This is a genomic window from Apilactobacillus quenuiae, assembly GCF_002994005.1.
In the GTDB taxonomy this organism is placed as follows: domain Bacteria; phylum Bacillota; class Bacilli; order Lactobacillales; family Lactobacillaceae; genus Apilactobacillus; species Apilactobacillus quenuiae.
Genome location: NZ_POSN01000003.1, coordinates 62,091 through 81,641 on the forward strand (window position 1 = coordinate 62,091; position 19,551 = coordinate 81,641).

The following is a 19,551-nucleotide window of genomic DNA, read 5'->3' on the forward strand; positions in this document are numbered from 1 at the left end:
ACACCAACAAATTAGATGCAAAAGTTATTGGTATCAAAGAATATAGGGTAAAATGATAAATGGGAGGTTATATATGATTTACATATTATTATTAACCTTATTTTTATCAATTGGGTTATCTATTATTTCATATAAATTAAACAAAACTAGTATTATAAATGGACTACTGATTTTATTATCTATTTTTGCTATTATTGCTAACTTAGGATATTTAGCATTTAATATACATATTAAAATAATCAATATTCCAGTAATGATTTTGTTCACGATAACAAGTTCATTACTTTTATTAGTTTATTTAATCTATACAATTATCTTAGTGACTGATGGCATTGTTGTCTGGTATTATGAAAAACATCATTTGGCAAATAACTTAAGTCTAATCATGGGTCTAATAATGATTATTTATCCTATTGTTAATCATCTTGGCTTTAATATCTTACCAAATCCCTTTAGTTTAGTTATCGAAAGAATTATTGAATTTGGATTATTATATATGGTTAGTGTTTTTATTGCTTTTTGCATTTCAGTAATTATATGTAATTTAAACAAACCTACATTAAATCAAGACTATATAATTATTTTAGGAGCTGGCTTAATACACGGAAATAAAGTTGGCCCGATTCTAGCGGCCAGAATTAATAAAGCTATTAATATTTATTGGCAACAAATTGAAAAAACAAATAAGCATCCTTTCATAATTTGTTCAGGTGGGCAAGGTCCTGATGAAACTGTTTCTGAAGGATTTGCCATGTGCGAATATGCAAATCAACATGGTGTAAATGAAGCTGATGTTACAGCAGAAGAACATTCAATTAATACAATGACTAATTTTGAAAGATCTAGCAAAATAATTGCTCGAAAACATTTGAAAATTGATAAAGGAATTTTTGTTTCAAGTAATTATCACATCTATCGAGCTAATCAATATGCTAAAATTGCTGGTCTACCAATTAATGGAATTGGCTCAAAGACTAAAATAACCGCGTTATCTAATAGTATTCTACGTGAATATTTTGCGATTATGTTGAATCATAAGCTATTAAATTTATTAATCGGAATATTGATTATAATAACTACAACAATTTTATACATCTAAAAAAAGGATTCCATCATTAAGATAGAACCCTTTTAATTTATTGATTAATATAGTCCAATAATTGATACATAACTCGCTTATTTTCTTTAGGAACAGGATGGTTAATAATATCAGAAGCACTCTGATTTAAAGCATTATCACAAGCATAATTCCCATCATTAACAACAATTTCTCTTAAATCTGTCTGCATTGGTTCAAAGTGAAATTGCAATCCGATAATACGATGATTAATTACAAAACCCTGATTTTTCATCAAATCACTAGAAAACAACAATTTAGCTTGATTAGGTACTTCAAACATTTCACCATGCCAATGTAAAGCTGTTAATTTTTTAGGTAGATTATCTATTATATTAGTTTGTAAATATACGGGTGCCCAACCTACTTCCTTTACTGGAGAAGCAGAAATTCGATATCCCAAAGCTTTAGCTATTTGTTGTGATCCAAAGCACGCACCATAAATTGGAATAGCTTTTTCAATCGCTTCATGAATCAATGCGCGTTCTGCTTTAATCCAATCGTCCCCATCATTAGCACTCATTGGTCCACCTAATATTACTAACATATCAGTTTCATTAATATCAGGTAATTTGTGAAATTCATTAGGATGGTAAATATACATATCGTATCCATGATCTTCTGCCCATGAGCGAATTGATCCAGGGCCTTCATTAGATGCATGTTGTAAAACATTAATGCGCATATCAATTACCTTCTTTTAACTTTATTTAATAATTTTTAACCAACGAGTATTCTCTGGTTTAAACATAACCCATAATTGTTTAGCAGTTTTATGATTTAATTTTAATACCCAGGTAAAATTACTACCAGCACTAGTTAATTTAACAATTTGTCCTTTATGCAAGGTAATTTTTTTATCGACTTTAATGTGGTTATATTCAGGAGTACCAGTAATTTTAATACGGTCGACTTTTACTGGTTTAGTAACCCTAACCGTTCTAAAATGATACCAATACTTGGACATTTGACTAGGATTAGATTTTGCTGAGGCAGTAGTTCCAACGAAAATTAATAAAAATAATGACAATACAAATGATAGAAATAGCTTTTTCATTATAAATATCCTCCTCAAAAATATTTAATATACTTTTATTTTAGCACGATTTTAAAATGGTATATAATAAAGAAAACTCTTTTTTAAAGAAGGTTTATTATGAAAAAGAAATTATTATTATTATTAGTGGTATTACCTACATTAATAGTGTTTTTTCAAAATACTAATACAGCAAAAGCTAATTCTAACCCTAACATTTACAAAATTACCAAAACCAATAGTGGTTCTATCGCTAATATAAATAATCCTAATAAGATTGATATTTATAATAAAGATTTTAATGGTAAAAATAGGATAAGTTTACTAAAAAAAGTTGTGACGGGTAAACAATATCATGTAACAGTTAACGGCGTTAATAAAATATATCAAGCAATATACCAAAAAAGAAAATTATTAGGTTACGTTTGGCACGGATTCTTAAATATCGATTATAATCTAACTTTTTCATATCAAGCTTCTAAAAATTTTAGAAAATTAGTTAATACTTATCGTGATGCAAATCAAATTGATAAATTAAAAGTCAGTCATAAATTAAGCCATGAAGCCAATTTAATCGCTAAAAATATTGATAAGAACTTTTTACCAAAAAATACCAATAATCAAATGGTATATTATACAAAGTATCATGAGACATATATGCCTACTTCATTTAGTTATCTAGCATTTAAAAAATTTGTTTACTTTGATCAAAATGAAAATAATCAAAGTTATAATGCTTTGAAAAATATTAATAATAAATATATTGGTGTCTCAGCAATTAAAAGCCCATTACATTTAGGCAACCATAACGAAATGAATAATTATTATTTAGTTGTTTTAATAAAATAATATAAAAAAGGTAGCGATAATTTTCGTTACCTTTTTTAGTACTCTATTTCAAATACTTTTTAGCCACTTCTTCATACAAATTTATGAACTGAAGATAGGATCCGATATCAATAAACTCATTAGTTTGATGAGCTGTATTATTTCCAGGTCCTAATATAATCACATCTAAGTCATTGTTACGTGTATATTGAGAGGCATCAGTCCCCATCGACATTGCTTTTAATGGAAAATGCGTATCTTCTTCTATTAGATTATTAGCAATTTTTTTAGTTAATTTTACAATTCTTGCGTTAGGATTGCTTTTAACTGGTTGTCCACTAAAGTTAACTTTTAATTTCAAATTAAAATTTTCTTGCATATTTAATTTATCAATCAAATTTTCTAATTTATCGATAATTTCATCGTTTGGCAAACTAGGAATTGTTCGAACCATAACCTTTTCATATGCAAAATCTGGAATTGAATTAACCTGCTTTCCACCATGAAAAACGTCAGGGGTATAAATTGTTCTGCCTAATGTATCATCACTAACTGTAAAAGATGCAAATAGTTGCTTTTCTAGACTTCGATATTCAATTAAATTATCAATTGCATCAATCCCTAATTCTGGAGTAGAACTATGCGCAGCTTTACCAATACTTTCTACTGTATAAATCAAAGCACCTTTATGTGAATATACAATTGAATGATTATTCACTTCATCTCCGGTAGGTTCACCTATTATCATTGAATCTAAATCATCCGCATAGCCTAATTTGGTTAGCTTATGGGCACCACCCTGGGTTAATTCTTCAGAAATTGTGGCTAACAATCGTAATGAACCATTTAAATGAACCTTTTGTTCTTTTAATTCAATCATTGCAATTATCATTGCTGCTAAGCCTGACTTCATATCAGTAGCTCCACGGCCAAACAACTTATCACCAATAACTTTAGCTGAAAAAGGATTTGAGTCCCAAACATTAATGTTGCCTTCACTAACTGTATCCTCATGACCTTCAAAAGCTAATTTAGGTCCGTTACCATTACCAATTTCAGCTACTAAGTTACTTCGGTTATTTTCCTGTTCAATAATTTGGCTATTAATTCCATAATGATTCAAAAGTTGATTGATATATCTAGCAACGTCAGCTTCATTTTCATCAACTGTTTTAATATTAATTAAATCAGATAAAATTTTTAACTTATTTTCTTTATTCATAAAAGACATTCCTTTGCATACTAATTTTCATGATCAGTCCATTTAGCTAATAAGTCGCCAATAATTTGAATGATAAAAATCAAAAGCAAAATTAAAATTAATGAGACAATGGTAACGTCATTTTCAAATCTTTGATAACCAACAATTACTGCTAGGTTACCTAATCCGCCTCCACCAACGGTTCCTGCCATTGCAGTTAAACTAATTAAACTAATTAATGTAACAACTGAAGATCTAATGATTTTAGGCAAGCCTTCTTTTAAATAAACTCTAAAAATAATTGATAGATTAGAAGAACCCATTGCTTTAGCTGCTTCAATAATTCCATAATCTACATCTAACAATGCATTTTGAACTTGTCTGGCATAAAAGGGAATTACTGCCACTACCAATGGAACAATAGCTGCAGTGGTTCCAATACTGGTCCCAACTATAATTCTTGTAAATGGTGAAATAACTGCTAACAAAATAATAAAAGGAATCGATCTAAATAAGTTAACAATCTTATCGAGAACATTGTAGAAAGTTTTGCTTTCTACGATGCCGCCACTTTCTGTAATTACTAAAAGTACTCCCACAATTAAGCCTAAAATACCACCAATTAAGGCTGTTATTCCTGTCATATAAATTGTTTCGAGGGTAGCTTGAATAAAATCAGGAACCATCTGAGAAACATTGGGCAAATATTGAGTTAAAAAACTACTCATCTAATCACGACCTATTCTAATTTTATATCCGTCAATGCAATTTTTTTATTTAATAAGTATTGTTTAATTTCTTTAATAACATCTTGATTGGCATCAATTTCAATTATCAAATTACCAAGTGGAATGTCCTGAATAAATTCAATATTTCCATAAATAATATTGGAAATAACGCCAAATTTTTGATAAAGATTAATAATGATTGGTTGCTCTGTTGAATAACCTACATATTTTAAATGAAATAATTGGTTATTTTTTGCTACATCTAGAAAATAATCTTGTTGTTTTAAAGTTTCTGTCGCCTCTTTAAAATTATTTGTAGTATTAATAAACTCTTTTGTCATTGGATGTTTGGGGGCACTAAAGATACTTAAAATATCACCTTTTTCTACTAATCTACCTGAATCCATGACCGCCACTTTATTACATACAGTTTTTACTACATCCATTTCATGAGTAATTAAAACAATGGTTACTCCTAAATCTTGATTAATTCTTTTTAGCAAAGTCAGGATATCTTTAGTTGTCTTTGGATCTAGCGCACTTGTTGCTTCATCACTAATTAGGATTTCTGGATTATTAGCTAAAGCTCTAGCAATGGCAACTCTTTGTTTTTGTCCACCTGATAATTGAGCTGGATAGGAATTTTCTTTGCCTTGCAAATCAACCAACTCAATTAAATGTTGAATACGTTTTTCTCTTTCCTCATGGCTTTTATTATCACCTAACATTGGATATAAAATATTTTCTTTAATAGTTTTAGAATTCATCAAATTAAAATGTTGAAAAATAATCCCAATTGAATGACGTAAATTTCGCAATTTTGAACTATTAAACTTTAATATATCTTGATTATCAATAAAGACTTCTCCCTTAGTTGGTTCCTGAAGTCGATTAATAACCCGAACTAAAGTACTTTTACCAGCTCCAGAATATCCAACAATTCCATAGGTATCACCTTTATCAATTGATAATGAAACATTTTGCACCGCTTTAGAAATTTTATTTTTTTGCTTAAAAGTAACACTGATATTTTTTAAATCAATTTGAGCCATTTTACATCACCTTATTTAAAATCAATATCCCAAGCTGGAATGTTTTTACCTTTGTATAGTTTGTTTAATAATTTCTTAGTAGCGTCAGATTGATATTCTTTAACAACTGCCTTGTAATACTTATTGTTTTTATCAGACTTATTAGCAGAAATTATATTAATGTATGGAATTGCACCTTTATTTGTTTTTTCTGTAAATAATTCATCTTTGTTTGGTAATTTAGCATCTAAAGCAAAGTTACCATTAACAACTGCAGCGTCTTCATCTGATAAGGATCTTGGTGTTTGAGATGCATCAATTGGAACTATCTTTAAATGTTTCTTATTTTCTTTGATATTCTTAGTTGATGGTAATGCACTGTTATCTAGTTTGATTAGGCCTGCACTATCCAATAGTTTCAAGCCTCTAGCTTCATTCGTTACATCATTTGCAACTGCAATACTTGCACCATCTTTTAAATCACCTAAGCTTTTAACTTTTTGTGAATATAAAGTTAAAGGTGAAAAAACGGTCTTTCCAATAGAAACAATGTTACTTTTATGAGCAGCATTCCAATTATCTTGAAAAGCAAAATTTTGAAAAGCGTTAATGTCTACTTCATGATTTTGTAATGCTCCATTTGGTTGTGAATAATCTGTAAATGAAACTAATTGTAGATTAATACCCTTTTTCTTTAAACGATCAGCGATTGGATTCCATACTCTTTTATCGCCACCCATAATTCCTAGCTTTACTGTATGCCCGGAATTACCACAAGCAGTTAATAAAAATAATGGCAATAGTAATAATAGTGAAGCTCCAATAAAAATCTTTCTAAATTTCTTCATAATAAACCCTCCTAAAAGTATGTATGAAATACAAAATAAAAAAACTCCGTTCCTAGATAAAATCTAGAAACGGAGTTCCGTGGTACCATTCTAATTTAATTAAAGCTTACACTTTAATCCTTACTAACGTCTAAATAAACGCGTGCAATTAGTAATGGTTGCCACCCCATCATCGCTTAAATATCAGCGATGCCAAATTACAGGCCATTTTCATTGTTAAAGAATCGATCTACTCGCAGTAAAACATAGATTTCCTGAACCATCTTTGCAAACAATTACTTTCCTGATCATCTTGTTTAAATTTGTATTTGATAACTTGTAAATAATAATACATCTTATTTTAATAAAATCAAGTATTTTTTAATTTTATTTTAATCCTTTTATAATTAAAGATAGATAATAATTGTTTTATCAGCAATTCTTACTTAAAATTAAATTATATTATGATTTAGGAGGACTAATCATGTCATTTAAGATTCGTGCTTTAGAAAGAACCGACTTAACTAATGTTCATCAATTAATGAACGATCCATTTAATATGCAATTTTGGTTTAAAGAACCTTACCTACAAAAGGAAAAACTAGACGAAAAATTTGATAAGTTAATAAATGATCATGCTGTCCGTAGTTTTGCCATTACTTATAATGATAATTTTGCAGGCATTGTTGAATTAGTAGATGTGGATTTAAGACATCGGCATGCTGAAATTCAAATTATAGTAGATGATGAATTTAGAGGATTAAAATTAGCACAAAAATCATTTAAGGCATGTTTAGATTATGCATTTAGTACTCTAAATTTACACAAAGTTTATTTATATGTAGATGTGGATAATGCACCCGCTGTAAATGTATATAAAAAAATTGGCTTTCAAATTGAAGGTAAACTCAAGGAACAATATTTTGAAAATAATAAATATCATGATTGTTATTTCATGAGTATTTTTAAAAATAATTATTTTAAATAAAGAGGTGAGTTCTTATAGAACTCACCTCTTTATAAATATAATTTAGTTATTTATTAACTGATTTTTTAGTTGGTTTAGTTAAAATCCAAAGATTAATTAGGTGAACTAATTTACCAACATAATGTAATTTAGTATTAGGAAATACCATTAAAATGATTGATCCGATTAATAGGATAAACAAATAATATATTGGAATACCAACATCACGATAACGTCTAATCATCATGAAGATAGTTGGAACTAAAACTATTGCGATATATATAATAATGACTGTATTAAATAATACGAATAATTTATTACCTTTATTAAAATAATCCATAATAAGAAATATCAATATCAATAAAATATGAAATAACTGCGGAATCCAAAAATCTTTTAAATTAGTATGATCTTTATAATTAAAAGCGTTTTTCCAAAATTTTAAATATGAATTAAAAATTTAATACCCCCCTATGACTATTGTTTACTAGGTAAAATAGTAATAACTAAACTGATTAATGAAAGGATGATTGCAATATAGTACAAAATACCAGTTTCTTTAGAAACAATAGTTAAAATATATGGAAGTAAAGCAGTTACAATTAACCACCATGGAGAAACTCCGGCGTCACGATAACGTCTAAAAATTAAAGCAATACTAGGAATTAAAATGACCAGTCCATAAATAGAAAATATAATTACACCTAAGATGATACCAAATATAATTCCCTTGCCTGACATCATAATGCCAAAAAGAACTGCAAATAAAAACAATACTACGATAGAAATAATAAAATTAATTAATTGTACCCACCAATATTCTGCACGACTACTTTTGCCGCCAAAATTAATATAATTTGTAAATAATAACTTGTATGCTTCCCACATTCCGACCATAAAAGGCCCTCCTTAAAAATAAATATGTATTGATTGTTATATTAATAGATTATCATAACAAAAGCAACTTGCTAAAAATATGCTATAATTATTTCATGTTAACTAGGAGGTTTCATATGGAAGATTTAGATCAACTAGAAGCTGAAATATTAAAAGAAGAACAAAGACTTTCGCCTGAACAACAAAATATGGTAGAAAATAGTGCCAATGCCAATAAGGCAAATCCTATTATTGCATGGTTATTATGGTGGTTTTTAGGAGAATTTGGTGGACACAGATTTTATTTACATCGCAACAATGCATTAGCTATGCTAATAATTGATGCCATTGGTTGGATTTTAACACCTATCTTAATAGGACTACCTATTATATTATTCATAAGAATTTGGTGGGTAATAGATGCTTTTTCTATTCAATTATGGTTACGAAAAGATTATTTATTAAAAAAGCAACAAGCTATTGATATAATTAATAGCAATGATAATTCCACATTTGACGGTCAATTTAGTGCTAAATAATTAGAATGCAATTAATTTTGCATTCTTTTTTATTGCAAAAATTTATTTAACCTGTTACTTTATAAATAACATATTAAAAAGGAGTTTTTAATTATGAAATACGCAATTACAATGGTTACTGGAAAATTTGGTAAAGCCGTTATTAATTATTTAATGGATTTAGTAAATCACAATGATATTATTGCTTTAGCTAGAAACGTCAACAAAGCTAAACAAGAACTACCCGATGATATTGAAGTTCGTCCTGGAGATTATACTAATAAAGATGAAATCGTTGAATCACTAAATGGTGTGGACAAGTTATTATTCATTTCATCTCAGCCAGGTGGTGACGTATCGCGTTTACAACAACATAAAAATGTAGTTGATGCTGCTAAAAAAGCTGGGGTAAAATACATTGCATACACAAGTTTTCCTCACGCAGACAAAGCTGATAACTTCCTATCAAAAGACCACACTGCAACTGAACTATATATCAAAGAAATGGGCATCGACCGTTCATTCTTAAGAAATAACTGGTACTTAGAAAATGAATTAGCTACTTTAAAAGCTGCTAATGACGGTGGTACTTTTGTATATGCTGCTGACAATGGTAAAGTTGGTTGGGCATTAGAAAAGGAATACGCTGAAGGTGCCGTTAAAGTATTAACCATGGAAAAACCAAAAGAAATATATGAATTCGCCGGTAAAAGTAGAAACTATGATGAATTAGCCAATGCTTTAAAACCAGTTGCTGCTAATGATTTTGCAATTAAAGACGTAAGCTTAGATGAATACAAAGATGGTATGCAAAAGGCTGGTTTACCTGATGCAGTTGCTAAAGTTGTTACCGATATTCAAGCATTAATTAAAGATGGTGAATTACAAGAAGAAACTGATGACTTGGAAAATGTTCTTGGGCATCCCCTAACACCAATTGAAGAAGCTTTAAAAGAAATATTGTAATAAAAAATAGGCGGTGATGTTGCCATGAAATACTCACATCGACTAAGTGATGCCATTCATGTTTTAACTTATATTGGTGTATCGGATAGTAATACCGATCTATCTAGTCGTGCTATCGCTGGCAGTATTGATTCTAATCCCAGCTTGGTAAGGCGTTTAATGGCTGCTTTAAGTAATGCTGGTTTAATAAATAGTAATCAAGGAAAAATAAGCCTAGAATTAAGCCGACCAGCTAAAGATATTAGTTTACTAGATGTATATCAGGCAATCAAAGAACCTGAATTGCTACATGTAGATCCTAAAACTAATTTAAAATGTATTGTAGGTGCCAATATTCAAAAAACATTAGCTAGTGCTTACTCCAAAATACAGCACAAGGCTGAACAAGAAATGGATCATATTAGTATTCAAGAAATTGTTGATGGTATTTTAACAGAAAATAAAAATAGTTAACAAAAAAGATTCCTGTACTCTAAAGTACAAGAATCTTTTTTTAGGCATTAATACCAATATTAGCTAATTTATTTACGGTTAAATTAGCTAAATTATTAAATTTAAGTTTTAAATGTTTACCGTCATGAAAGAAAGTTCCAGTCATTGTTCTTTGACCATCATTAATATAGATTTCAAAGACGGTATTATCAAAATAAATCGAACAATTGTGGAAACTAGATGAACCTAGTAAAATACTACGACTTGTTTCATCTTCACCAATATTTTTACGATTTAATTTTAAGTTATGTGACTCTTTATCAAAAGATAGTTTTAGATAACTGTCATCTGAATCAATTAACATTTCATTATCTTTGTCAGCTTCAACGTTGAACTTAATTAAACTTTGTTTATCTAATTGCATATCATTTTCAACACTAACTTCATCACCAATTAATGTATCATTTTCTCTAACTGGTGTTTGAATCAATCGACCATCTTTGATGTGTAGTTCACGAACCATCGTCAATGAACCTTCCCAGCCTTCATCATCTGAAAGATATTCAGTGTCTGGTAAACCAATCCATGCTGATTCTAATAGCCTACCATCAGGAGCATTAAATAATTGAGTAGCATAAAAGTCAAATCCATCATCAACTTGATGCATTGCTGATGGGTTAATTAATTTCATGTTTTCCCAATCAAAATCATCAGCAGTGATATAAGCGTTCGGATGAACGTTATCATAACTAAACTTAGTATCATCAGCACCTTGGGGACAGAAAATCAATACAACTTTACCATCAATAAAGCCTAGGTTAGGACATTCAGCCATATAGCCAAGATTATCATGACCCACATCCATTTTCTTATAAAATTTCCAGCCTTTATCAACATGCTTAGAACGATAAGTTAAAATTTTACCTTCATTATCAATATTTTGCGCACCCAAAATAGCATAGTAGTAATCACCATGTTTTAAGATTTGTGGGTCTCTAAAATGACCGGTGATTCCAGATGGTGCGTCATCAATTAATGGTTCTGATAATTTTTCAATATTATTATCTTTATCCATCCAAGCACCATCTTGATATGGATGACGACGATATTCATCATCATCTTCAAAAACATTTCCAGTGTACATTAAGAATAATTTATCATCGATATTAATAGCGCTTCCTGAATAACAGCCATGACGATCATAGTAGCGATCTGGAATCATTGGCTTATTAACATTTTTCCAATTTACTAAATCAGAAGAAACCATATGAGTCCAACTTTTTAAACCATGCACACCACCGTATGGAAATGCTTGGAAAAATAAATGCCATTGATTATTAAAATATGAAAAGCCATTAGGATCATTTAACAAACCAGTTTCAGTTTGAATATGATAACCTAAGCGCCAATTTGATTTTTCAATTTTAGCCTTCAAATCAGTTAATACCTTAGGATCCCAATCTTTATACAAGCGATCCAATCTTTCCAGTGTCCAATACTTTTTATCCATAATAATGACCTCACTTTATTAAAAATGAATCTAAAATATTTACTACCTAAAGTTTAACAAAGTGAGGTCATATTAGCTTTTATTTTGACTAAATAGCAATTTTATTGAATAGTTACATCACCATTTTCATTAGTAAACTTATATTTTTTTGGAGAGTTAGAGTGACTCAATCCTGGCATAACAGTACTATCACCATTTTCTGAAGAAGTATGAATGTTTGCATTGTCTTTAGAATTAATTTCACCCTCAATATCACCATTTTCAGAATCAGCATTAAATATGTGCTTAATATCTTGATGTCCAAATGTGATATCGCCATTTTCATTTGATAGTTCTAATGAATACCAACTATTATTTCCAAGATCAATATCGCCATTTTCATTTTCTAATTTACTAAATCCTCTAACAGATTTGTTATTTCTGATTGACATATCGCCATTTTCACTTTCAATATTAAGCTTTTGAAATGTATTGCTATATATATAAGAATCTCCATTATCCGCTTCAATATAGCTATTATCATCATTAAAAGAACTATGTTCAATACTCATATCATTATTTGATGATTCAACATCTATACTTGGAGCTTTAACATTATAAATACTATTAACTGAATTAAGTTTTAATGGCTTTTCAACTGTTATATCTGAAATATTGATTCTAGAATGTTTTTCACTTTGATTTATATATTTTAAAGATTCTTTGTCAGGTACATATAAAGTAATGTTAGTTGAATTTTTACGATTAAAATTATTTAGGAAACCTATTCTAAAGAAATTATGATACCATTCATTACCATTTCCATTAATTTTTAACACACCATCATCAACGTTATAGTTAACATCTTGTGTTTTATTTAGTTCTACAGAAATTTTGGGATTCGAACTTTGTTTTATATTAATTGGTATATTACTATTAATATCAATTGCATTAAATTTGTCCAAATTTTTGGTATATCTTTGGGTAATTTTTCCGTTTACTGTTTCATTTGATTTAGGCATTGAAAATCCATTGGTTGTAAATCCGATAAGGAATAATACTAATCCAGAAGTTAGTAAAATTATTGCTATTTTAATATATTTTTTCATTATGCAACCTCCTTATTATAACTTTTATGAAAAATACTATTAAATAAAGAAATACAACATTTAACAGTTAATTTATAAATTCCTATGCAAAGTTTATAACAAGATGGAGTCAAAATAACTGCTAATCCAATTGAAAAAATTGATATACCAATTTGCATTAAAGCGATTTGCATACTATCAAAAATATATATAATTCCTGATATAACTCCAATAATTCCACCGAAAAACAGACCGAACAATAAACTAAAAATAGTAATTAAAATAGAGAATACAATGCTAATAACAATAATGACAAAGCTTAATAGAAATGGAGATGCTAAAATCATTAATAATATAACCCACCAATCAATGTGACGAGATTCTTGATTTATATCTTTGTTAGTATCTAATCCAAAACCATTTAAAATATTTTTCGATAAGTTTTTTGGAGATCCAAGTTCTCTAACACAGTCTTCATATTTAGAAAAACCTCCATCTTCCAAAAATTCACTATAATATTTTATTACATTTGAATATTCATCCTCATTAAGAGAAGATAAATATTGTTTTAATTCATCAATATATTTAATCATTATTATTTTCCCCCATTAGATAATCAATATTTATTTTAAAATTTTCCCAATTCTCTTTTAATATAGATAATTCTCTGTTGCCATCACTAGTAATTCTATAATATCTACGATTTCTACCCTGATAAGGAGAATCATAAACAGTTACTAATCCTTGCTTTTTCAGTCTCCGCATAACTGGATAAATAGTAGAACTTGATACTGAGATGCTCTCTTGAATTTTTTGAGTTAAAGCATAACCATAATAATCATCTTTACTTAAAACACCCAGTACACACCCATCTAATAATTCAGTTGTAACTTTAAGTGCCATTAATTAACACCTCTTTTTATGTATTTTTTAATATTATATTTAATATAATATATTATACATCATGATATGTTATTTTCAATAAATCTGTTTATTCCAAATAAAAATGGTGCTATTCGTATATCACGAACAACACCATTTTTAATTTAAGTTGGGGGTAATTCTACTTTAATAGAATTAGTAATGTAATTATTAAATGAATTGATAAATACATTACCCTTTCCATCTTTATATACACCAATTGGTAAAGCATGTTTACTTGAATTTAAGTTTAAATTTTTAATCATGATACCATCTCCCTTACTGATTAAATATATTTATAATCAGTGCTTTAAACGAGCTAAGTGTTCAGAAAATGTATCATTTTTAATTTTAAATGATTTATATTTGAATTGATTTAAACATCTTTCCATATTAATCATCTCCTAATAACGTAACTCACCATAATTAAGTTAACGCTTTAGACGATCACGTCTTTTCAGAGCTTCTTTTGAAATAATTGATAAACTTCTAATGTTAGATTTAAAATTCAGATTTTTTCTAGTCATATTAACCATCTCCTAAATGATTTTATATAAAACTAACGCTTTAAGCGATCCAAACGTTTACCAGAAATTTCAATGTTAATATACAAATTTAAATTTTTATTCTTCATAGTAACATCCCCTTTAATAATTAAAGAAATTTAATTAAAGGAACGCTTCAACTTATCCAATCGAGTAGTCGAGACGTCAATATAATTAAAAATACTTCTCATATCATCTTTGTAAATACCCGTAGGTAATTTAATTTTTTGCATTACCAAGTGCAACAACTTTAAGCGATTTTTATTATTCTTAATCATATTTATCTCCTCCTATCGATTAAGATTATCCTCATAATACTCTCATTATTTTTTAATGCAATAGTTATGCTCAATTTTTTATAAAAAAAGAGCTGATAAATTATCAGCTCTTAATTATAGATTTATTGTGCCATTGCAGGCGTGCTATCATTTGTTCTTTGTCTATTTGTATCAGTTTGATTAAAATATGGTGAATACTTATAAATAGCCTTATACATCTTCGATTGACTATAAGCACTAAAACGATCATTTAAAGTAACAATAATTACTCGATCTTTGCCCGGCAACTGACTAGTACTTACTAAAGTATTACCAGCTAAAGGTGTATAACCTGTCTTTAAACCATCAACATGTAGTTCAGGATAGTATCTTAATCCACCCTTCAATAATTCATTTGTATTGTGCATCCATTGACCATTTTGTTTAGCTCTATAAAGCTTAGATGTATTTACAATATCTGGATATATTTTTAATACATTAGAAGCAATAATTCCTAAAGCTTTAGCACTAAGTTTATTGTAGGAATAATATCCACCATATCTAATTCCATATCCATATAAATCTGAGTTTTCAAGACCAGAAGCCGAAACAAAAGTTGCTTGACGACCTAATCCCCAGTCTCTAGCTTGTTGATTCATCTTCTTAATAAAGTTGGTATTAGAACCAGCAACCCATTGTCCTAAAGCAATCGCTGCACTGTTAGATGAAGCAATAACCGTCGCACGGTACAAGTTATTCACAGTGTATTGTTTGCCTGCAACTAATTTATAACTGCCCAAAGAACGATTATGACTCATATTAGCAAGATTCTTGGGCATGGTAATCTTTTGATTCCAACCATTTCTCATACTTTGTGCTTTTTGAATTGCTAAATATAAAGTCATTAATTTAGCAGTTGAAGCTACTGGAAGTTTACTATAAGCATTTTTACGATAAAAAACATGTCCATCATTCATATCAAATGCATAAGCAGCCTTTGCAGTTTTAGCATTATTATTCATTTGAGTATTATAAGAACTAGCACTAGCAGTAATCCCATTAGCAGTAGCTCCTAAGGTCACTAAACTCAATGTAACTAATAATGTTTTTTTCATCCATTTAAAATTCATTACTATGACACCTCTCTAAATATCAATACTAACTATATAGTACTATTTTTCAAGAGGTAGTGCGTTTACAAATTGTTACATTTAGGTTATTAAATATTAAAAAAAGTACTGATAAATATATCAGTACTTTTAGTTATTATTCAGATAATTTATCATTAACTGCTTGTTGTTCTGCTTCAACTAAATCAACTCGAGTATCAATAGATTTAGTATCCATCTTAATTTCACGAGTTAGTCCTGGATTATCAACTTTAGGACCAAAGAATTCAGTAAATTCATCAAAACGAGCACGTGTGTGGAAAATACCAGCAGTGACAGTAATAAATGATGCGAATTCCATATCACCACCAACTGTATCTTCTAACCATTGCCATTCGTTACGAATCCAATCCCAAGCAAATTGTTGGCCATCATTATTAGCAAGAACTCCTCTAAACCATGAACGTAAATCTTGAGGTTTAATTGTATTACTGTCTTCAAAGTTAGCAACAATGATTGCCAGTAACTTAGGATCTTTGGTTGAAGTTAACGATGCAGCAATATCAGACTTGTAACTTGGATCAGCGGTATGACGATAATCATCTAATAAATCTTCAAACAAGTCCATATCGTTAAAGTTTCTAATCTCATTAGATAGTATCAATACACGGGTATCAGCTGGTAAACCAATTAAATCATCCTTATTAGCTTCAAAGATTGTATGGGCTTTATCCATTGTGTCTTCATTTTCAGCATATAGTGATGCATGAAGGATCAACGGACGAGTTAATTGGTCATCATTAGATTCACCATCTTTACTATCCCATCCTAAACGTTGAACTTGATCAACACTTAATTGGTTCATAAAGTGTTTTAAGTTCTTTTCTTCTTTAGATGCTGGCTTAACAAATTTTCTTAAATTAAATGCTAAACGGTATAATGCATCATTGACCACATTAGAATGACTATCAGCAAACTTAGATAATACTGGAATGACAGATGCATATGAAATATAACGACTTTCAGCTAATAAACGTAAGTCTTGTAAAATTTGCATTTTATCAATTGAATTTAATTCATCTGCATGTTCTAAAATATCATTCAATAATGATTCATCATATTTCACAATAAAATGAGAGTTGTTACCGACATTAATACGGAAAGGTTTACCATTCTTTTGACGTAATTCATCATAATTACCTAAATCAACATGATTATCTTTGAAGATTTCAGGCGCTTCATCATAATTACTATTTAATGGGATTTGCCAGATACGTTCTTTATCATTACCATCACCAATAAAGAATTGTTTTTGTGTTAATTTCAAATGCCCTTCATCAACAATTGCTGAAACAACTGGATAACCAGGTTGTTCTAGCCATGATTGCATGATGTTGGCTAAATCAATTCCTGAAGCAGCACCTAATGCATCCCACAAATCGTTACCAGTAGCATTATTATATTTATGCGCAGCAAAATAATTCTTTAATCCTGTTCTTAATGCATCATCACCGATTAAAGCTCTCACCATAACTAACATCCGAGCACCTTTAGCATAAACAATCGCTGGATCAAACAATGCATCAATTTCTGCTGGATGATTAACTTGAACATGGACTGATTGAACCCCATCAATTGCATCTCGTTGCAAGGCTGCGGGAGCTTCTGAAGTTTGGAAAGTTTCCCAGATATGCCAATCAGGTTCTAATGCATCAACTGATACATATTCCATCATGTTAGCAAAACTTTCATTTAACCATAAATCATCCCACCATCTCATCGTTACTAAATCACCAAACCATTGATGAGCTAATTCATGGGTAATAACAGTAGCCACTAATTGTTTAGTTGATAATGATGTATTATCAGGATCAATTAATAATAAGGCTTCACGATAAGTTACTAAGCCCCAGTTTTCCATTGCACCAGCTGAAAAGTCAGGTAGTGCTAATTGCCAAGAATGTGGTAGTGGATATGGAGTTTGATAAAAGTCTTCATAAAATTCGATTGCACGTTTTGCAATATCTAAAGCAAAATCTAATTCATTTGATTTATGGGCTTTAGTTGCAAAAACACCAACTTTAACCCCACTTTTAGTTTCAGTCATTTTACTTTGCATATCACCAAAAGCAAATGCAACTAAGTAAGTTGACATGCGAACTGTTTCGTCAAAGTAATGAACGCCATCTTCAACATTAATTTCAGGCATATTAGAAATTGCCATTTCACCTGGTTTTTCATCAAATTTAATGGCCAAATTAAATTTAGCTTTAGCTTCTGGTTCATCAACACAAGGGAATGCTTGACGTGCAAAATTAGTTTCAAATTGAGTTCCCACTAATTCTTTAGTTTCACCATTAACTTCATAGTATGATGGATAAATGCCCATCATTGAATCAGTTAAAGTAGCAGTATATTCAATGGAAAATTCAACTGCTCCTGCGCCGGGTAACTGAATATTAATCATTTCATTATCATCATCAACATCATAAGCTAAGTCATCAGCATCTGCTTTAACGGCATTTACTTTTAACCCTTTTTGATGAACAGAAATTTTTTGATCAGAGGCATTACCTTGAATTGTAGTTTTACCAGAAATAGTCTTTTCTTCACGATTAACATATAAATAAACATCGTAATGTTCTGGTTGGAATCGACTATATAACCTTTTAATTTGTTCCATAAAATCCTCCCGCTTTTAATCTTATTTTAATTTATTTTTAATTATATACTATTTTATAGCACTAAGCCATTATTTATATTGTATAAGATGTATTTATCAAATGCTATTAATAACTACTAAAAAGCAATCCAAATAAATTCAGATTGCTTTTTCCATGTATCACATAAAGATTAATATAATATCTTAATCATAGATACCTTTATTCAAGTTTACTACATACACCCAGGAGAACCCACCATTGCCATCAAAACTAAATATGAAAATAGCATCGTAATACCTTGTCCTGCTAGAAATATACGAGAAGAAGGTGTTTTAGTATTTTTATCTAAAGCATCATGCACAATATAGAATCCTATTAAATACATATTTGCAATCAACCAAACAATCGACATTGTGGTCCCCAATAATTCGCTAGTTTCATATAAAAGTTCTAGTTGAACTAATAGGCCAATAATAAAAGACCAAGAAATTAATGTACATATCAGGATTTCCAAATTTTTATTCTTAATTCTATACATAAAAATTCATCTCTAATTTTTCTTATAAATTTTCATTTTATCAATATGAAGGCTACCATTAATTGATTTAACTGTAATATCAGCAGCATTATTATTAACAAGAAAAGCCCCAGCAAAAACTTTATTATAATAATCAACTTCACCGTTGATTTTAGCTTTAAATGTTTTATGATTAGCTAAATATTTTCTAGTGTATGTATTATTTAATGCATGTCTGTTTACACCATCAGAATTAAGTTCTTGATTAACAGTTGATTCGGCTTGATATTGTACAATTTGAAATGATCCGACAATATACATTACGTAAGATGCAAATAAAGTACAAATTAAAAGTAACGTTCCTAAAGCAAAGTGATGACCTTTATACAAAAAACACACCATGAAAAAAAGAAACAATAATACAATTGTTACACA

At 29.3% G+C, this 19,551-nt stretch carries 24 protein-coding genes; 6 read left to right on the top strand and 18 right to left on the bottom strand.

Annotated elements, in window-relative coordinates; all coding sequences use genetic code 11:
• Nucleotides 1–73: 73 nt before the first annotated feature.
• The gene (locus tag C7N44_RS04450) at nt 74–1,099 is read left to right on the top strand and encodes a YdcF family protein (RefSeq protein ID WP_157945039.1); all 1,026 of its coding nucleotides are present in this window, start codon (nt 74–76) and stop codon (nt 1,097–1,099) included.
• A 37-nt stretch (nt 1,100–1,136) separates the two neighbouring features.
• On the opposite strand, the gene C7N44_RS04455 is transcribed toward C7N44_RS04450, so the two are convergent.
• Together C7N44_RS04455 and C7N44_RS04460 are read right to left on the bottom strand one after the other, a co-directional pair.
• Entirely contained in the window at nt 1,137–1,802 is a 666-nt protein-coding gene (locus C7N44_RS04455) for a type 1 glutamine amidotransferase (protein ID WP_105956712.1), read from the bottom strand.
• Nucleotides 1,803–1,823: 21 nt separating this feature from the next.
• Nucleotides 1,824–2,174, bottom strand: a complete 351-nt coding sequence (locus tag C7N44_RS04460) for a hypothetical protein (protein WP_105956713.1) — start codon at nt 2,172–2,174, stop codon at nt 1,824–1,826.
• A gap of 99 nt (nt 2,175–2,273) precedes the next feature.
• On the opposite strand from C7N44_RS04460, the gene C7N44_RS04465 reads away from it, so the two are divergent.
• Nucleotides 2,274–3,002 (top strand): hypothetical protein, encoded by a 729-nt coding sequence (locus C7N44_RS04465; protein WP_105956714.1) that lies wholly within the window; start codon nt 2,274–2,276, stop codon nt 3,000–3,002.
• Nucleotides 3,003–3,045: 43 nt separating this feature from the next.
• Here the strand turns inward: C7N44_RS04465 and C7N44_RS04470 are convergent, their stop codons facing one another.
• Genes C7N44_RS04470 through C7N44_RS04485 form a run of 4 tightly spaced genes read right to left on the bottom strand, consistent with a single transcriptional unit; the run spans nt 3,046 to nt 6,789 of the window.
• A complete protein-coding gene (locus tag C7N44_RS04470; RefSeq protein WP_263851159.1) occupies nt 3,046–4,203 on the bottom strand; it encodes an ArgE/DapE family deacylase in 1,158 nt (385 codons plus the stop codon).
• A gap of 20 nt (nt 4,204–4,223) precedes the next feature.
• Nucleotides 4,224–4,910 (bottom strand): methionine ABC transporter permease, encoded by a 687-nt coding sequence (locus C7N44_RS04475; protein ID WP_105956716.1) that lies wholly within the window; start codon nt 4,908–4,910, stop codon nt 4,224–4,226.
• Between the two features lie 11 nt (nt 4,911–4,921).
• Nucleotides 4,922–5,962 carry a methionine ABC transporter ATP-binding protein gene (locus C7N44_RS04480; protein WP_105956717.1) on the bottom strand — a complete coding sequence of 347 codons (1,041 nt, stop codon included), beginning with the start codon at nt 5,960–5,962 and terminating at the stop codon, nt 4,922–4,924.
• An 11-nt stretch (nt 5,963–5,973) separates the two neighbouring features.
• The gene (locus C7N44_RS04485; RefSeq protein WP_105956718.1) at nt 5,974–6,789 is read right to left on the bottom strand and encodes a MetQ/NlpA family ABC transporter substrate-binding protein; all 816 of its coding nucleotides are present in this window, start codon (nt 6,787–6,789) and stop codon (nt 5,974–5,976) included.
• A gap of 463 nt (nt 6,790–7,252) precedes the next feature.
• Here C7N44_RS04485 and C7N44_RS04490 point away from each other — a divergent pair, with 463 nt between their 5' ends.
• Nucleotides 7,253–7,756 (top strand): GNAT family N-acetyltransferase, encoded by a 504-nt coding sequence (locus C7N44_RS04490; RefSeq protein ID WP_105956719.1) that lies wholly within the window; start codon nt 7,253–7,255, stop codon nt 7,754–7,756.
• A 46-nt stretch (nt 7,757–7,802) separates the two neighbouring features.
• Here the strand turns inward: C7N44_RS04490 and C7N44_RS04495 are convergent, their stop codons facing one another.
• Complete coding sequence (locus C7N44_RS04495) at nt 7,803–8,195, bottom strand: DUF805 domain-containing protein (protein ID WP_105956720.1); 393 nt, start codon at nt 8,193–8,195, stop codon at nt 7,803–7,805.
• A gap of 17 nt (nt 8,196–8,212) precedes the next feature.
• Nucleotides 8,213–8,632: a DUF805 domain-containing protein gene (locus C7N44_RS04500; protein ID WP_105956721.1), complete on the bottom strand. Its 420-nt coding sequence runs from the start codon at nt 8,630–8,632 to the stop codon at nt 8,213–8,215.
• Between the two features lie 116 nt (nt 8,633–8,748).
• Between C7N44_RS04500 and C7N44_RS04505 the strand changes: the two genes are divergently transcribed.
• From C7N44_RS04505 to C7N44_RS04515, 3 genes are all read left to right on the top strand, one after another.
• Complete coding sequence (locus tag C7N44_RS04505) at nt 8,749–9,150, top strand: TM2 domain-containing protein (RefSeq protein WP_105956722.1); 402 nt, start codon at nt 8,749–8,751, stop codon at nt 9,148–9,150.
• Between the two features lie 93 nt (nt 9,151–9,243).
• Entirely contained in the window at nt 9,244–10,095 is an 852-nt protein-coding gene (locus C7N44_RS04510; RefSeq protein ID WP_105956723.1) for an SDR family oxidoreductase, read from the top strand.
• A 24-nt stretch (nt 10,096–10,119) separates the two neighbouring features.
• Nucleotides 10,120–10,548 carry an Rrf2 family transcriptional regulator gene (locus tag C7N44_RS04515; RefSeq protein ID WP_105956724.1) on the top strand — a complete coding sequence of 143 codons (429 nt, stop codon included), beginning with the start codon at nt 10,120–10,122 and terminating at the stop codon, nt 10,546–10,548.
• Nucleotides 10,549–10,588: 40 nt separating this feature from the next.
• Here C7N44_RS04515 and C7N44_RS04520 read toward each other — a convergent pair whose 3' ends face one another.
• From C7N44_RS04520 to C7N44_RS04555, 10 genes are all read right to left on the bottom strand, one after another.
• A complete protein-coding gene (locus C7N44_RS04520) occupies nt 10,589–12,037 on the bottom strand; it encodes a sucrose-6-phosphate hydrolase (protein ID WP_105956725.1) in 1,449 nt (482 codons plus the stop codon).
• 101 nt (nt 12,038–12,138) lie between these two features.
• The gene (locus tag C7N44_RS04525) at nt 12,139–13,125 is read right to left on the bottom strand and encodes a DUF4097 family beta strand repeat-containing protein (protein ID WP_105956726.1); all 987 of its coding nucleotides are present in this window, start codon (nt 13,123–13,125) and stop codon (nt 12,139–12,141) included.
• Nucleotides 13,125–13,697, bottom strand: a complete 573-nt coding sequence (locus C7N44_RS04530) for a DUF1700 domain-containing protein (RefSeq protein WP_105956727.1) — start codon at nt 13,695–13,697, stop codon at nt 13,125–13,127. Before C7N44_RS04530 ends, C7N44_RS04525 begins: the two co-directional genes overlap by 1 nt.
• Nucleotides 13,690–14,007, bottom strand: a complete 318-nt coding sequence (locus tag C7N44_RS04535) for a PadR family transcriptional regulator (RefSeq protein ID WP_105956728.1) — start codon at nt 14,005–14,007, stop codon at nt 13,690–13,692. The genes C7N44_RS04530 and C7N44_RS04535 overlap by 8 nt, the downstream gene beginning before the upstream one ends.
• A gap of 143 nt (nt 14,008–14,150) precedes the next feature.
• Nucleotides 14,151–14,291 (bottom strand): hypothetical protein, encoded by a 141-nt coding sequence (locus tag C7N44_RS08005; protein WP_157945040.1) that lies wholly within the window; start codon nt 14,289–14,291, stop codon nt 14,151–14,153.
• Nucleotides 14,292–14,689: 398 nt separating this feature from the next.
• Complete coding sequence (locus C7N44_RS08010) at nt 14,690–14,848, bottom strand: hypothetical protein (protein WP_157945041.1); 159 nt, start codon at nt 14,846–14,848, stop codon at nt 14,690–14,692.
• A gap of 122 nt (nt 14,849–14,970) precedes the next feature.
• Nucleotides 14,971–15,957 carry a D-alanyl-D-alanine carboxypeptidase family protein gene (locus C7N44_RS04540; protein WP_105956729.1) on the bottom strand — a complete coding sequence of 329 codons (987 nt, stop codon included), beginning with the start codon at nt 15,955–15,957 and terminating at the stop codon, nt 14,971–14,973.
• A gap of 136 nt (nt 15,958–16,093) precedes the next feature.
• Nucleotides 16,094–18,619, bottom strand: coding sequence for a M1 family metallopeptidase (locus C7N44_RS04545; RefSeq protein WP_105956730.1), 2,526 nt, complete (start codon nt 18,617–18,619; stop codon nt 16,094–16,096).
• A gap of 212 nt (nt 18,620–18,831) precedes the next feature.
• Nucleotides 18,832–19,137: a hypothetical protein gene (locus tag C7N44_RS04550; protein ID WP_105956731.1), complete on the bottom strand. Its 306-nt coding sequence runs from the start codon at nt 19,135–19,137 to the stop codon at nt 18,832–18,834.
• Nucleotides 19,138–19,149: 12 nt separating this feature from the next.
• Nucleotides 19,150–19,506 carry a hypothetical protein gene (locus C7N44_RS04555; protein ID WP_105956732.1) on the bottom strand — a complete coding sequence of 119 codons (357 nt, stop codon included), beginning with the start codon at nt 19,504–19,506 and terminating at the stop codon, nt 19,150–19,152.
• Nucleotides 19,507–19,551 lie beyond the last annotated feature (45 nt).

Excerpts from the sequence above, each read along its gene's own strand:
- C7N44_RS04450 (WP_157945039.1), top strand. The coding sequence starts at position 74 with ATGATTTACATATTATTATTAACCTTATTTTTATCAATTGGGTTATCT.
- C7N44_RS04455 (WP_105956712.1), bottom strand. The coding sequence starts at position 1,802 with ATGCGCATTAATGTTTTACAACATGCATCTAATGAAGGCCCTGGATCA.
- C7N44_RS04460 (WP_105956713.1), bottom strand. The coding sequence starts at position 2,174 with ATGAAAAAGCTATTTCTATCATTTGTATTGTCATTATTTTTATTAATT.
- C7N44_RS04465 (WP_105956714.1), top strand. The coding sequence starts at position 2,274 with ATGAAAAAGAAATTATTATTATTATTAGTGGTATTACCTACATTAATA.
- C7N44_RS04470 (WP_263851159.1), bottom strand. The coding sequence starts at position 4,203 with ATGAATAAAGAAAATAAGTTAAAAATTTTATCTGATTTAATTAATATT.
- C7N44_RS04475 (WP_105956716.1), bottom strand. The coding sequence starts at position 4,910 with ATGAGTAGTTTTTTAACTCAATATTTGCCCAATGTTTCTCAGATGGTT.
- C7N44_RS04480 (WP_105956717.1), bottom strand. The coding sequence starts at position 5,962 with ATGGCTCAAATTGATTTAAAAAATATCAGTGTTACTTTTAAGCAAAAA.
- C7N44_RS04485 (WP_105956718.1), bottom strand. The coding sequence starts at position 6,789 with ATGAAGAAATTTAGAAAGATTTTTATTGGAGCTTCACTATTATTACTA.
- C7N44_RS04490 (WP_105956719.1), top strand. The coding sequence starts at position 7,253 with ATGTCATTTAAGATTCGTGCTTTAGAAAGAACCGACTTAACTAATGTT.
- C7N44_RS04500 (WP_105956721.1), bottom strand. The coding sequence starts at position 8,632 with ATGGTCGGAATGTGGGAAGCATACAAGTTATTATTTACAAATTATATT.
- C7N44_RS04505 (WP_105956722.1), top strand. The coding sequence starts at position 8,749 with ATGGAAGATTTAGATCAACTAGAAGCTGAAATATTAAAAGAAGAACAA.
- C7N44_RS04510 (WP_105956723.1), top strand. The coding sequence starts at position 9,244 with ATGAAATACGCAATTACAATGGTTACTGGAAAATTTGGTAAAGCCGTT.
- C7N44_RS04515 (WP_105956724.1), top strand. The coding sequence starts at position 10,120 with ATGAAATACTCACATCGACTAAGTGATGCCATTCATGTTTTAACTTAT.
- C7N44_RS04520 (WP_105956725.1), bottom strand. The coding sequence starts at position 12,037 with ATGGATAAAAAGTATTGGACACTGGAAAGATTGGATCGCTTGTATAAA.
- C7N44_RS04525 (WP_105956726.1), bottom strand. The coding sequence starts at position 13,125 with ATGAAAAAATATATTAAAATAGCAATAATTTTACTAACTTCTGGATTA.
- C7N44_RS04530 (WP_105956727.1), bottom strand. The coding sequence starts at position 13,697 with ATGATTAAATATATTGATGAATTAAAACAATATTTATCTTCTCTTAAT.
- C7N44_RS04535 (WP_105956728.1), bottom strand. The coding sequence starts at position 14,007 with ATGGCACTTAAAGTTACAACTGAATTATTAGATGGGTGTGTACTGGGT.
- C7N44_RS08005 (WP_157945040.1), bottom strand. The coding sequence starts at position 14,291 with ATGATTAAAAATTTAAACTTAAATTCAAGTAAACATGCTTTACCAATT.
- C7N44_RS08010 (WP_157945041.1), bottom strand. The coding sequence starts at position 14,848 with ATGATTAAGAATAATAAAAATCGCTTAAAGTTGTTGCACTTGGTAATG.
- C7N44_RS04540 (WP_105956729.1), bottom strand. The coding sequence starts at position 15,957 with ATGAATTTTAAATGGATGAAAAAAACATTATTAGTTACATTGAGTTTA.
- C7N44_RS04545 (WP_105956730.1), bottom strand. The coding sequence starts at position 18,619 with ATGGAACAAATTAAAAGGTTATATAGTCGATTCCAACCAGAACATTAC.
- C7N44_RS04550 (WP_105956731.1), bottom strand. The coding sequence starts at position 19,137 with ATGTATAGAATTAAGAATAAAAATTTGGAAATCCTGATATGTACATTA.